Raw genomic sequence first — 13180 nt, 5'->3', positions numbered from 1 at the left:
CAAGCGCTGTCGTCGGCTCGTCCAGGACCAGCAGCGCCGGGTCGGACGCCAGCGCCATCGCGATCACGACCCGCTGCTGCATGCCCCCCGACAACTGGTACGGATAGAGCGCTGCGACGCGGTCGGGCTCCGAAATCCGGACCTTGCGCAGCATGTCCAGCGCCGCCTCCGTCGCGGCCCGGTGGGGCAATCCTCGATGATGCCGGAAGACCTCCGCCACCTGTGCGCCGGCGCGGATGGTCGGGTTGAGGGCGCTTCCGGGGTTCTGGTAGACCATCGCGATGCGGTCGCCCCGGATGCGCCGCAGTTCCGGCGCCGTCATGGTGAAGAGGTCGCGTCCCTCGAACAGCACGTGCCCGGACGTCAGCAACCCGTTGCGGGGCAGGTAGCGCAGCACGGCCATGGCGAGCGTGGACTTGCCGCAGCCGGACTCTCCGACGAGGCCGTACGCCTCGCCGGGCTGGACCACCAGCGAGACGTTGCGGACGGCGTCGACCAGATCCCGCCGGCGCTGGTAGCTGATGGTGACGTTGTCGAGTTCGAGCAGGGGTGCTGTCACGGCTCCAGATATTCCTTAAGCCCGTCGGCGGCCAGCCCGATGGCGACCACCACCCAGGCGATGCCAAATGCGGGGAACAGGACGGTCCAGGGGGCTGTCGTCAGCAGCGCTTGGTTCTCGCTGACCATCAGCCCCCAGTCGGGGGTCGGGGGCTGGACGCCGAGGCCCAGGAAGCCCAGCGTCGCCGAGGTGAAGACGGCGTAGCCGAGCCGGACCGTGCCCTCGACGATCAGCGGCCCGCGGACGTTGGGCAGCAGTTCGACCGCCATGATGTAGAGCGCGCCCTCGCCGCGCAGCTGGGCGGCCTGGACGTATTCCTTGCGGGCCTCCACCAATGCTGCGGCCCGGACCGTGCGGGCGATCAGCGGCGCGAAGACGAGGCCGATGACGAGGATCACGTTGCCGGTCCCCGCCCCCAGGAAGGTCAGGGCCAGCATCGCCAGGATGACGATCGGAAAGGCCATGACGGCGTCGAGCACGCGCATCACGACCTCGTCCACCCAGGACCCGAACCAGGCGGTGACCAGCCCGATCGCAGCACCCAGCACCAGCCCGAGCAGTGTCGCGGCCGGCGCTATCGTCAGGACATAGGTCCCGCCATGCATCACTCGGCTCGCCATGTCCCGGCCAAGCTGGTCGGTGCCGAACCAGTGCGCCGCCGAGGGCGGCTGGGAGATCGCGAGGAAGTCGATCTCCGCCGGCGGATAGGGGGCGAACCACGGGGCGCCTATGGCGGTCACGATCCAGACCAGCACCATGGCCAAGCCGATGGCGAGCGGGATCGTCCCGCGCGCCGGCGTGAAGCGGCGCCTCCGCGAGCCGCGCCGGCCGTCAATGAGCGTTTCGGCCATGGCGTACCCGTGGGTTGAGGACGGCGTAGAGCACGTCGGCGGCAAGGTTGCCGAGCGCGAAGACGACGGTGATGGCGCGCGAGCAGCCGACCAGCAGGGGGATGTCCTTGTTGGTCGCGGCGAAGTGGATCAGGCTGCCGATGCCGGGGTATTTGAACAGGGTTTCCACGACCACCAGACCGCCGACCAGCCAGCCGATCTGCGCGCCGATCACCGTCACGGTCGGCAGCAGGGCATTGCGCAGCACGTGCCGCCAGACGACGGTCCGGGGCGGCAGCCCCTTCAGCGTCGCGGTGCGGGTATAATCGGCCGCCAGCGCCTCGATCATGCTCGCCCGCGTCATCCGGAAAAGATAGGCGAACAGCAGGAGCACGAGGCAGGCGACGGGCAGGACGAGGTGGGCCGCCACCGTCAGCGGACCGGCCCCGTCGGGCGGCAGCGCCTGGATCGGCAGCACGGCTAGCCAGATGCCGAAGACGAGGATCAGGAAGACGCCGGTGACGAATTCCGGCAGCGCGCCGACGGCGAGGCTGACGGTGGACAGCACGCGGTCGAACAGCCCGCCCTCGCGCCGGGCGGCGGCCACGCCGGACGCGATGGCGAGCGGGACCAGGACGGCCAGACCGCTGCCGGCCAGCAGCAGCGAGCGGCCCAGCCGCTCCAGTACCAGGGGGAAGACGGCGGTGCTGAAGGCATAGGATCGTCCCCAGTCGCCCTGCACCACGCCGGCCAGCCATTCCGCGTAACGGACCACCACCGGCCTGTCAGCACCCAGTTCGGCGTTCAGGCGCGTCACGGCATCCTGTGGGGCGAAGGGGCCGAGGATGATCCGCGCCACGTCCCCCGGCAGGACGTTGGTGATCGCGAAGATCAGCACCGAGGCCACCGCAAGCGTGAAGGCGAGCAGGAGCACCCGACGGCCGACGAAACGCAGCATCTCAGGCTTCGACCCAGACCTGGGTAAGGTCGAGATAGTTGGACATGCTGCCGGTCAGGTTCTTCACCGTGGCGCGGGAAGCGCGCAGGTTCTTGTTGAAATAGGCGATGACCGCGGGGACCTCTTCGTTGAGCAGGGCCGCCATGTCGTTGCCGATCTTGGTGCGGGCCGCGACGTCGGGTTCGGCTTCGAACTTGGCGAGCATCTCGTCGAACTCGGGGTTCTTCCAATGGGCGGCGTTCCACTCCGCCGTGCTGCGAAAGCTCTGGGCCAGGATCTGTGCCGCCACCGGGCGGCTGGTCCAGTCGGTCAGGCCGAAGCCGACTTCCGTCCAATGATTATAGTAGAGGTTGGTCGGTTCCACCTTCAGGTTGACCTTGATCCCGGCGGGGGCAAGCATCTGCTGGGCCAGCGCCGCGAACTGCGGCAGTTCCAGATATTGGTGGGTATAGAGGTCGATCGTGAAGCCCTGGGGATAGCCGGCTGCCGCCAAAAGCTCGCGGGCCTTCTGCATATTGCCCTGGCGCTGGACGATCTCGATCTTCTCGGGGTAGATCGGAGCGATCGGATGATCGTTCGCCACATCGGCCAGACCGCCCAGCAGCCCGCGCACCATGGTCGGGCGGTCGAAGCACAGCGCCACCGCCTGCCGGACCCGCTTGTCGTCGAACGGCTTCATGTCCGTCCGCATGCAGAGCTGGCGATGGTCGGCGGCGTCGGCCTGGATCAAGGCGATGCCGGGAGCGTTCCTGATGCCCTGGGCGTCGATATAGCTGAGCTGCTGGACGACCTGGATGTCGCCGGACTGAAGCGCCAGCACCATCGGCTGGGGCGATTCGAAGGTCTGGATCTCCAGCCGGTCCAGATAGGGCTTGGGCTGGTCCCAGTAATCGGGATTGCGCTCGAACGTTGCGCCTTCCTGCGGGCGGTAGGAGACCAGCTTGAACGGACCGGTGCCGACCGGCTTTTCGGCGAAGTTGCCGGCATAGTCTGCGGGCAGGACGACGCAGTTGTAGGTCTGCGTGAAATACGGGAACGTGCCGATCGGGCGGTCCAGCGTGAAGCGGACGGTGTGGTCGTCGACCTTGGCGATGCCCTCCTTCTTCAGGAACGGCATGGCGCCGGCGGCGGGCGACGCGTTGGCCGGATCGACCAGCCGCTGGAAGCTTGCGACGACGTCGGCGGCCGTCATCGGCCTGCCGTCGTGGAACTTGACCCCCTGGCGGAGCTTGAAGGTCCAGACCTTGCCGCCGTCGGACGGCTCCCACGAGGTCGCAAGCACGGGGCGAAGCGTCAGGTCGGGCTCGGCGTAGACGAGGTACTCGGCGGCCTGCTGGACGATGGCGATGCCGCCGGAACTGTTCAGCTTGACCGGATCGATCGTGGTGGCGGCGGGTACCGCCACCTTCAGCGAGCCGCCGCGCTTCGGGGCCGGCGCCTGGGCGAAGGCGGAAGACACCAAGGCGGAAGACAGGGCTGCCGTGCCGGCAAACACCAAGGTGAGAGCCATCGCCGACGTGCCCGCCAGGAACTGGCGGCGGCTGGTGCCGGCGGCGGATAACGTGTGGTCTGTGCGCTTTACCATGATTCTGGTGCCTCCGGTTTACTGGGCGCGCACATGTCGCAACGCCGGACTACTGCTTCGATGCCGCTTCCGTGCGGAATTCAGGATCGCTTAACCTGTCAGATCGGCATCGCCGGATGCAATACCGCACGGTAGCCGCCCCGCATCGATAAAGCGCTTCGACAAAACGGTGACATTAAACGTCATTGATGGATTTTTGTTGCTTCTTTGCGCCGTTCGGGCGGCGTGCGCCGGTGTGGCCGGAACGCGGTGGCTTAACGGTTCCTTATCCGTCTGGATGGCAGGGTGGCGGTGTCGGTTCATAACGCGGGGACAGCGCCGTACCCATGGCGACAGCCGCTCAAGCCACAGCAGCTTCCGGCCTCAGTTACGAGCCGGTCAATCTGGCGGGCCGCTACGAGATCCTGCCGGGAACCCCGTTGCCGTCGCTGGACGGGCCGGGTGGGGCGGCCTTTGCCGTAAGGGCTCTGCGCGACCGCAAGGTGGAGGTCTTCGCCCGCGTCGGCACCTTGGGCGTGCCGCCCCGGATGGACCTGCTGTCGGGCATCCGCGGAATCGAGCATGTGGCGCTGATGCGCATGATCGAGTGGGGCATGGTCGACTGGCCGGTCGACGGCATGAAGCGGATCGTCTTCATCCTGGAAAATCCCGGCGGCCGCCGGTTCATGAACAGCCTGGGCGACACCCGCGAACAGATGACGGAGGAGCAGATCACCCGTGCGGTGATCCAGCCGCTGGCGTCAGCCCTGCGGGAGTTGTCGAGCCGCGGGATCGTGCATGGCGATATCCGTCCGACCAACATCTTCCTGCGCGACCAGGGCACCAGCGGCATCATGCTGGGCGAGTGCGTGTCCGCCGTCACGTCCTTCGGCCAGTCGCCTCTGCTTCTGACGACCGAGCGGGCGATGGCCCAGCCGTCGGGCCGCGGCGTCGGCACGACCGCCGACGACCTGTACGCACTGGGGATCACGATCCTGCTGCTGTTCATGGGCCGCAATCCCGTCCGCCACCTCGACGACGAGGCGATGCTCCAGGCGAAGATCGAGCGGGGCACCTATCCGGCGCTGGTCGGCACCTCGCGCATCTCGCTGGCGCTGATGGAGCCGTTGCGCGGCATGCTGGCCGACGACCCGAAGCAGCGCTGGACGCTGAACGACCTGGATCTGTGGCTGAGCGGGCGGCGGCTGAGTCCCCGGCAGCCCCAGGTGCCGCGCAGGGCGTCCCGTCCCTTCGAACTGGCCGGCGCGCAGTACTGGCATGCCCGGCAGCTGGCGCGGGCCTTCGCCCGCAATACCGCAGCCGCGGTCCCGCTGATCGAGACCGGCGAACTGGACCGCTGGCTGCGGCGCAGCCTGGGCGACGAGGCGAGGGCGGAGGCGGTGGCGACCGCCGTCGATACGGCGGGCGCTTCCGGGAAGGGCGCCAATTTCGAGGACCGGCTGGTCGCCCGCGTCTGTCTGGCGCTCGATCCGGCAGGGCCGATCCGGTACAAGCAGAAGGCGGTCATGGCGGACGGCTTCGGCGCGGCCCTGGCCGACGCCTTCGTCCGGAACGAGGGGTATCAGGCGCTGGGAGAAGCGATCTCGGCCCAGCTGCCGAGCTTCTGGGTCAACATGCAGCCCGAGTTCAAGGCGGAGCATGTGCCGCTGGTCCAGGCTTTCGACGGGTTGCGGACCCAGCTGGAGCGTCTGGGATCGGGCTACGGGATCGAGCGGGTGCTGTATGAGCTGAACCCGATGATGCCGTGCTACAGCGCCATGGTGCGCAACCATATGGTGACCAGCGGCAACGAACTGCTGTCGGCGCTGGAAGAGGTGGCGGAACAGCCGGGACGGCCGCGCGAGCCGATGGACAGGCATATCGCCGCCTTCCTGATCGCCCGCTACCGCAAGCTCGATGAGCGGCTGATCGTGCTGACGACGCCTGGCGGCGAGGATCTGCGGCGTATCTCCGCTCTGTTGAACGTGCTGGCGGATGTCCAGAAACGCTTCGGCCCGGTCAGCCTGCCTGGTCTGTGTGCCTGGATGGTCGAACTGATGGGGCCGGCGATCGAGCGTTTCCACAGCCGGAGCCACCGCGAGAAACTCCAGAACGAAGCCATGAGGATGGCGCAGGAAGGCAATCTGGCCGTTCTGCTGAAGCTGATCGACGATCCGGCCGCCATCCGCAAGGACGAGATCGAGTTCGCCAAGGCCCGGCGGCAGTTCCAGCTTGCCAAGCGTGAAGTCGACAAGCTGAAGATCGAGATTTCGGACCGCGAGGAAATCGCCGAAACGTCGGGCCGGCAGATCGCGGCCGTCGTATCGAGCATCGTTGCGACGCTGGCCTTCGCCGGGATCGTGCTCTACAGGCTGGTGCTGCGATGAGCCGGTCGGCAAGGCCGGGCAGGAAGCGGAAAAGCTCGTCCAGCGGCATGGTGACCGTGCTGCTGATCCTGATGCCGGTCGGCCTGATCTTTCTGCCGACCACCGTCCTGCTCGCCGTCGGCATGATACCGACGGTGGTCGCCTATGTCGTGGACCGCGATCCGGACAAGACGGCGCCGATGACCGTAGGCGGGCTGAACTTCGCCGGGGTGTTCACCTTCACGGTCAGTCTATGGCAGGCCGGCCATACCATGGCGGCATTGTCCAGGATACTGACGGACCCCTTCGCGTGGCTGGTCATGTACGGCGCCGCCGGGCTGGGCTGGACGCTGTACTACGGCATTCCCCCGGCGGTGGCGGGCTGGATCATCCTGCGCGCCGAATCCAAGATCGCCCAGAGGATCGAGGAGCAGCGCGAACTCATCGACCTCTGGGGAACGGAGGTCAACGGCATCGTGGAGGAAGTCAAGGACGCGTAGCGCCCCGTCCTGCGGATCACTCCTGAGGATCACTGGGCGAGGCGCTGCTCGATCGCCGCGTTCTTGATGTTCTTCTGAAGCTTCTCGAACGCCCGGACCTCGATCTGGCGCACGCGTTCCCGGCTGATGCCGTAATGCTGCGACAGGTCTTCCAGCGTCGTCGGCTCGTCCTTCAGGCGGCGCTCGGTCAGGATATGGCGCTCACGCTCGTTCAGGTTGGTCATGGCGCTCTTGAGCAGGGCACGGCGCTTGCCGAGCTCTTCGCGCTCCGCCAGCGAGATTTCCTGCGTATCCTGCTCGTCGACCAGCCAGTCCTGCCATTCCCCCTCGCTGTCGGCGCGCAGCGGCGCGTTGAGCGAGTGGTCGGGGCTTGCCAGACGGCGGTTCATGCTGACCACGTCCTGTTCCGGCACGTCCAGCTTGGTCGCGATCTGGGTCACGTGCTCCGGCGACAGGTCGCCCTCGTCGATCGCCTGCATCTGGCCCTTCAGCTTGCGCAGGTTGAAGAACAGCTTCTTCTGCGCCGCCGTGGTTCCCATCTTCACCAGCGACCAGCTATGCAGGATGTATTCCTGGATGGCCGCCCTGATCCACCACATCGCGTATGTCGCCAAGCGGAAACCCCGGTCCGGATCGAACCGCTTGACCGCCTGCATCATCCCGACATTGCCTTCGGAAATCAGTTCCGACAACGGCAGGCCGTAGCCCCTGTAGCCCATGGCGATCTTGGCGACTAAGCGCAGATGGCTGGTGACCAGCTTATGTGCCGCTTCGGTGTCGCCATGCTCGCGCCATGACTTGGCGAGCATGAATTCCTGCTGAGGCTCCAGCATCGGAAACTTACGGATTTCCTGAAGGTAGCGGGACAGGTTGCCTTCCGAACTGATGACTGGAACGCTGGGAGTGTTCGACATGCTATACGTGCCCCTCTCTTCTTCGGACGGTGTGCAATCCCCTGAGTTGTCCGGTTCCGACCGCCGCGGAAACCAACCTGGAAAAAGGATCTGGCTATGATAGCCATAATACCCCAGCCCCAGGCTCAGTCATAGTTTTAAATCGATTCCAAGCTTTCGATTAAAGCATGGATGTCCAACGGCAATTCCGATTCGAACTGCATTTGCCGAGCGTCTCTCGGATGGTTGAACCGGAGAGCGACGGCATGCAGGGCCTGACGTGGGAAACCAACAAGAGCACCCCGGACCTGTTCCGTGACAACGCACTGTTTGGCATTGCCCGCTGAGCCGCCCGCATTGCCGCCCACATTTCCGCGACCTGCCGGTCCACCACTTCTGCGGATACCATAGACCGGATCTCCGACCAAGGGATGTCCGACATGAGCCATATGCACTCGAATCTGGTGCGTGCGCCCGGTAGCCAGCACACATTCTACCAAGGATGCAGCCGTTCCGAAGGTACGCAACACGCGGTAGCGGGTGAGTGCAGTCTTTCCCCCGGATACCACAGCCATCTTCTTCCGGTCCGACGAACTGCGCCCGATGTTGCCCTCGATCTCGCCCTTTGCCGGCGAAGGCACGCCGAACACGACGGCTTGGTAGGTCCGGCTGAGCGACCGGTCGGCGAACTGCGCCGCCAGGGCCTGATGCGCCAGGTCGTTCTTGGCGACCACCATCAGGCCGCTGGTATCCTTGTCCAGCCGGTGGACGATACCGGGCCGGCGGACGCCGCCGATCCCTGAAAGCCTGTCGCCGCAATGCCAGAGCAGCGCGTTGACCAGGGTGCCGTCGGCATTGCCGGCAGCGGGATGGACGACCATGCCGGCCGCCTTGTCGATCACCAGCAGGTCGTCGTCCTCGTAGGCGATCGCGAGCGGGATGTCCTGCGGCACGGGCACGGCCGCTTCCGGCTCGGGAACCGCGATGTGGAACGTCTGGCCGGGTTTGACCCGCATGGATGCGTCGGTTATCGTCGCGCCCAGGGATGAGACCCGGCCCTGATCGATCAGCGCGCGAATACGGGAGCGAGACAGGCCGTCGAGCCCGCCGGCCAGCAGCTTATCCAGACGTTCGCCCCGATCGCCCTCGGCCACGGTCAAGCTCAGCGGTTCCCCGTCGGTTTCGGGTCCGCCGTCCTCGGGTCCTTCCACATCGGGATCACCGGCATCGATTTCGTCTTCGCTATCCGTAATGCTCAACAGACTGGACCTCGACCGTGCGGGCAATCAAAGCTATCCTTACCATAATGGCCATCTTCATAATCGGGGGTTTCGGCTTCCTCGGTTATGAAATCTACAAACGCGCCACCGATCCCGAACGTCAGGCCGAGGCCGGAGCACCGCAGCAGCCGGTTCCCGGCCGTATCGCCGAAACCGCCCTGGACCTTGGCGCCGGTGCTCGCATCGAGAGCGTCGTGCTTGCCGGCAGCCGCGTCCTCTTCACGGTCAGGCTGCCAGAAGGGCAGGGGGATCGTCTCTATATCCTGGACCCCCGCAACGGCGCCGTGACCGCCAGCGTCACCACCGGACCGGCTACCGCCCCGAATTCCGACCGTACGATGCAACGGCCGGCGGCTGCCCAACAATGACGGCCGTCACACCTTATCAGCAACACCGGACCTCAGCCCCGTGAATTTCACCAGCGACAACGTATCCGGCGCAGCGCCGGAAATTCTGGAAGCCCTGATCGCCGCATCCTCCAGCGGCCCCGCACCGTCCTACGGCGCCGATCCGCTGACGGCGCGGGTGACGGAAAAGATATCCGCCCTGTTCGAGCGGGAGGCCGCCGTCTTCCCGGCAGCCACCGGTTCCGCCGCCAACGCGCTTGCTCTCGCGACGCTGGCGCCGCCCTATGGCGCGATCTACTGCCATGAAATGGCGCACGTCAACACCGACGAATGCGGTGCTCCGGAGATGTTCACCGGCGGCGCCAAGCTGGTGGGACTGCCCGGCGCCGGCGGCAAACTGACGCCCGGCCTGCTGCGGGCGACACTGGAGAAAGCGGGCGTCGGCGTCGTCCACAGCGTCCAGCCGGCAGCATTGACCCTGACGCAGGCGACCGAGTCCGGCACAGTCTATACGCCCGATGAAGTAGCGGCGCTGGCCGAGGTTGCCCGCAGCTACGACCTTCCGGTCCACATGGACGGCGCCCGCTTCGCCAACGCCCTGGTCCGGCTCGGCTGCTCGCCGGCCGAACTGACGTGGAAGGCCGGGGTGGACGTGCTGTCCTTCGGCGCCACCAAGAACGGCGCGCTTGCCGCCGAAGCGGTCGTCTTCTTCCGCCCCGAGCTGGCGGACAGCTTCGCCTTCCGCCGCAAGCGTGCCGGACACCTGTTCAGCAAGATGCGCTTCCTGTCGGCCCAGCTCGACGCGTACCTGACCGACGGCCTGTGGCTGCGCCTCGCCCGCCACGCCAACGCCATGGCCGACCGGCTGGCCGCGGGCTTGACAGCGATTCCGGGCGCACGGCTGCGCGACCCGGTGGAAGCCAACGAGATCTTCATCGACCTGCCCGAGCCGGTCATCGCCGGCCTGGAACAGCGCGGCTACGCCTTCTACCGCTGGGACGGCACGGTGATCCGGCTGGTGACGGCCTGGAACACCGACGCCGGCGACATCGACCGCATGATCGCCGACGCGCGCGAGCTGATCGCCGCCACGCGCTGAAAATAGCCCTTGCGGGAGGCCGGAGCACTAGGTATATAGCCGGCCTCTCGCCCAGCGATGTCCCCATCGTCTAGAGGCCTAGGACACCGCCCTCTCACGGCGGTAACAGGGGTTCGAATCCCCTTGGGGACGCCATTTAGATCAGCGGCTTAAGCGCCGGGGCCTTCCAACTTCCCACAAAGCTGCTCCCAGCTGACGGCGTGCATGGGCGTATAATGGCGGGGACCCCGTCGTGAATGCCTAGACCTGCCTGTCGTTCAGGCATCAGAGAAAATCTCCGCCGGATCATCACTTATATCCTCTGGCGTTCTTCGGCGCCGGCGCTGCCTGGACAGGTTGCCGCAGGTCTGCCAGGTGCCTGGCTCGATCCACGAGGCAGTGCTCGATCTGTCAAGACGCTTGCCGTGGCTGATTAAGCCACCTCTTTTCCCCTCAAATGTTTCCTCCCTGATAAACTGGATTATTACGTGCTCCTGTAGTGATGTCTTCGAATGGGCGAGGTCATGACGGAGCTGAAGGGGAAGCGGGTGCGAATCCCGATCGAACCGCGCGTTGACGCTGAAGCCGCCGTGCGCCGCCTGATCGGTGGCAGGATTTGGCGATCGGCGCTCTGGTTGAGTTTCGGACGGCTTGCCGGGCTGCTGATCCTGAACCCGTCTAACGGGAACCTACTTGAACGCCGACCTGTACATTTACGCCGAGTTCCCGGCTGAGGCCTCGCAATTGCGAAGTGTCTGGGCCACGGCGTCGAAGGCCGACCAGGTCCGCCGGGCGAGGCTGCCGCCCACGCTACAGCGCCGGACACCGAGCGCCGCAAGGGAGCGGATGCCGTCGTCGTATTCGTGGACAACCACGTTAACCGGCTTTGGCGCGACCGCTGCGACAAGTTCGGCCACTGCACCCGAATCAAGGATGAAGGGAACGAACAGGCAGTCGGCCCCGGCCTCGGCATAGGCGACAGCGCGGGTGATGCTTTCGCCTGCCGGCATGCCGGGAACCCGAAAGTTCTCGTTGCGGCCGATCAGCATGATGCTTGGATCCACGGCGTCGATGGCGATGCGAGCGGCAGCAATGCGCTCGATTGCAAGGCCCTGCTCGTACATGAAGCTGCCTGACCAGTCCTCAATCGACAGCGCTGCGATTCCGGTGTCGAGTGCCCGCGCGACGTTCACCGCGACGTCCTCGGGACGATCGGCGTAGCCGTTCTCGAAGTCGGCGTTGATCGGCAGGGGAGTGGCCGCGACGAGCGTCCTCAGGTGGCCGAGCGTGGCATCGAGACCGAGTTCTCCGTCGTCCCTGCCTGCAGCCCAGGCGGCGCCCGAGCTCGTGGAGGCGATTGCCTTGAACCCGAGTTTGGTGAGGCGGACTGCGCTGCCCGCGTCCCAGGCGTTGGGAATTACGAAGAAGCCGCTATCGTGCATTTTGCGGAAAGTCGCTCGCTTCTCTGCCATCGTGGTCATCGATTGCTCCGTTTCGGATCGGATGAAGTTCAATCTCGCCAAGCCACCCGTGTCACGGATCCTGCGATCATGCCGCGAGGGAGAGCTGCTGCTTGACAGTCGGGGCCGCGAGCTGTCGGCCCTGACCCTCGACCCAAGCCGATAGATGCACCGGCTGGATGGCGGGGAGGGTGAGGCCGTGGCTTTCGCACTCCGCCGGAAAGGCCGCTGTTGCCCGCGCATACGCGGCGCGGGTGTTCGGATTGCGGATGGTGACGGTGAAGAACTCGATGTAGCGGATGGCTGCGCGATCTCCCGCGAGGGCAATCAGCGCAGGCACCACTAGCTCCCTGATCCCGGCGAGCGCCACAGCGGAAGGCTCCACAGCCGGTAACGTGTTCTTGGTAGCCGTCATGCGGGCAAATCCGGCAAGGGAGAGCCAACCCTCAGCAAATTGCCGTCCGGGTCGATATACGCGAACTCCCGCAGCCCATAAGGCGTATCGGTAGGCGGCTTCAGGCCGCTCCCAATGCCAGTGGTCTGCCAGGCTGCATAAAGCGCGTCGGCATCGCTGACATAGAGATAGCAGGCGGAAATGGAAGTTTTCGGGTCCAGGTTTGGAGTTCTCGCCAGATGCAGCGTCACCGGCCCGCAGGCAAGGAACCCATATTCTGGGTCATCTGCCCCTGCTTCCCCATAGGCGGTGCCCTCAAAGCCGAGGCGTCTGTAAAGGGCAAGCGCTATCGAAACACTTTGCACTGGAAAGACCGGAGCCACCCGCTTGAACTCGACCGCCATACACCGCCCCATTTAGTGAAACATAACGTCCTTTATGTTACATAAACGGCGGCTTCGGGCGAGCGGTTTGTAAACACCTCAAGCAGAGATGAGGGATCGGCCAGCTCTCACATGGGATGACGCCATAGAACGAGCAGGAATATACATTCAGGCCTGGACGCGGGGGCACACGTTGGCGCAGCCAACGTATAAGTGCACACATTCATAGGCGTTCACAGGCTTTGGTCCGCCAGCCTATATTCCGCCTCTGCTCAGAAACGTGATCCTGCCTGCTGGGCGTTGAGGCAGGGTTGAGTTCGGAATGTGTTCATTGGGTTCCGCTGGCCGGCGGCGCATTAGCATGGCTGCATCCATCCTAATACGCCATCAGCACCGGTACCGGCGCATGCTTCAGGATGTGGCGGGTGACGCCTCCCAGCATGCTCTGGCGGAGCGGGTCATGGGTGTAGCCTCCCATCACCAGCAGATCGGCTTGCAGGTCGGTGGCCGCCGAAAGCAGGCTGGTGCCGGTAGAATGCTGGCTGCGCCCGACGATGCGAAGCTCGGC

At 65.5% G+C, this 13180-nt stretch carries 14 protein-coding genes and 1 tRNA gene; 5 read left to right on the top strand and 10 right to left on the bottom strand.

The features are described from left to right. The 4 genes from AC5JJ6_RS21240 to AC5JJ6_RS21225 all read right to left on the bottom strand — a co-directional run. On the bottom strand, positions 1-559 hold a 559-nt coding region (locus tag AC5JJ6_RS21240), incomplete at its 3' end, for an ATP-binding cassette domain-containing protein (protein WP_496043969.1). Then, positions 556-1410 carry an ABC transporter permease gene (locus AC5JJ6_RS21235; protein ID WP_496043968.1) on the bottom strand — a complete coding sequence of 285 codons (855 nt, stop codon included), beginning with the start codon at positions 1408-1410 and terminating at the stop codon, positions 556-558. The genes AC5JJ6_RS21235 and AC5JJ6_RS21240, both read right to left, overlap by 4 nt. Next, on the bottom strand, positions 1391-2347 hold the full coding sequence (locus AC5JJ6_RS21230) for an ABC transporter permease (RefSeq protein WP_496043967.1): 957 nt from the start codon (positions 2345-2347) through the stop codon (positions 1391-1393). Before AC5JJ6_RS21230 ends, AC5JJ6_RS21235 begins: the two co-directional genes overlap by 20 nt. Position 2348: 1 nt before the next feature. Next, positions 2349-3932, bottom strand: a complete 1584-nt coding sequence (locus AC5JJ6_RS21225) for an ABC transporter substrate-binding protein (protein ID WP_496043966.1) — start codon at positions 3930-3932, stop codon at positions 2349-2351. Positions 3933-4258: 326 nt separating this feature from the next. Here AC5JJ6_RS21225 and AC5JJ6_RS21220 point away from each other — a divergent pair, with 326 nt between their 5' ends. Both AC5JJ6_RS21220 and AC5JJ6_RS21215 read left to right on the top strand, forming a co-directional pair. After that, entirely contained in the window at positions 4259-6298 is a 2040-nt protein-coding gene (locus tag AC5JJ6_RS21220) for a protein kinase domain-containing protein (protein ID WP_496043965.1), read from the top strand. Continuing rightward, the gene (locus AC5JJ6_RS21215) at positions 6295-6777 is read left to right on the top strand and encodes a hypothetical protein (RefSeq protein ID WP_496043964.1); all 483 of its coding nucleotides are present in this window, start codon (positions 6295-6297) and stop codon (positions 6775-6777) included. The genes AC5JJ6_RS21220 and AC5JJ6_RS21215 overlap by 4 nt, the downstream gene beginning before the upstream one ends. A gap of 29 nt (positions 6778-6806) precedes the next feature. Here the strand turns inward: AC5JJ6_RS21215 and rpoH are convergent, their stop codons facing one another. Together rpoH and AC5JJ6_RS21205 are read right to left on the bottom strand one after the other, a co-directional pair. Then, positions 6807-7691: an RNA polymerase sigma factor RpoH gene (gene rpoH / locus AC5JJ6_RS21210; protein WP_044427559.1), complete on the bottom strand. Its 885-nt coding sequence runs from the start codon at positions 7689-7691 to the stop codon at positions 6807-6809. Between the two features lie 137 nt (positions 7692-7828). Continuing rightward, entirely contained in the window at positions 7829-8929 is a 1101-nt protein-coding gene (locus AC5JJ6_RS21205; RefSeq protein WP_496043963.1) for an RluA family pseudouridine synthase, read from the bottom strand. A 47-nt stretch (positions 8930-8976) separates the two neighbouring features. Here AC5JJ6_RS21205 and AC5JJ6_RS21200 point away from each other — a divergent pair, with 47 nt between their 5' ends. From AC5JJ6_RS21200 to AC5JJ6_RS21190, 3 genes are all read left to right on the top strand, one after another. Next, positions 8977-9318: a hypothetical protein gene (locus AC5JJ6_RS21200; RefSeq protein ID WP_496043962.1), complete on the top strand. Its 342-nt coding sequence runs from the start codon at positions 8977-8979 to the stop codon at positions 9316-9318. Positions 9319-9358: 40 nt separating this feature from the next. Continuing rightward, positions 9359-10396 carry a threonine aldolase family protein gene (locus AC5JJ6_RS21195; RefSeq protein WP_496043961.1) on the top strand — a complete coding sequence of 346 codons (1038 nt, stop codon included), beginning with the start codon at positions 9359-9361 and terminating at the stop codon, positions 10394-10396. A gap of 59 nt (positions 10397-10455) precedes the next feature. Beyond that, a tRNA-Glu gene (locus AC5JJ6_RS21190) sits at positions 10456-10531 on the top strand. A 557-nt stretch (positions 10532-11088) separates the two neighbouring features. Here AC5JJ6_RS21190 and AC5JJ6_RS21185 read toward each other — a convergent pair. From AC5JJ6_RS21185 to AC5JJ6_RS21170, 4 genes are all read right to left on the bottom strand, one after another. After that, positions 11089-11856, bottom strand: coding sequence for an isocitrate lyase/PEP mutase family protein (locus tag AC5JJ6_RS21185; protein WP_496043960.1), 768 nt, complete (start codon positions 11854-11856; stop codon positions 11089-11091). 67 nt (positions 11857-11923) lie between these two features. Continuing rightward, the gene (locus tag AC5JJ6_RS21180) at positions 11924-12250 is read right to left on the bottom strand and encodes a hypothetical protein (RefSeq protein WP_496043959.1); all 327 of its coding nucleotides are present in this window, start codon (positions 12248-12250) and stop codon (positions 11924-11926) included. After that, entirely contained in the window at positions 12247-12633 is a 387-nt protein-coding gene (locus AC5JJ6_RS21175; protein WP_496043958.1) for a bleomycin resistance protein, read from the bottom strand. Before AC5JJ6_RS21175 ends, AC5JJ6_RS21180 begins: the two co-directional genes overlap by 4 nt. Before the next feature lie 355 nt (positions 12634-12988). After that, positions 12989-13180: universal stress protein (locus AC5JJ6_RS21170; protein ID WP_496043957.1), on the bottom strand; the 192-nt coding region annotated here is incomplete at its 5' end.

The sequence above is a fragment of the Skermanella sp. genome, from assembly GCF_059503625.1.
This window is presented reverse-complemented; position numbering and strand designations above follow the sequence as displayed.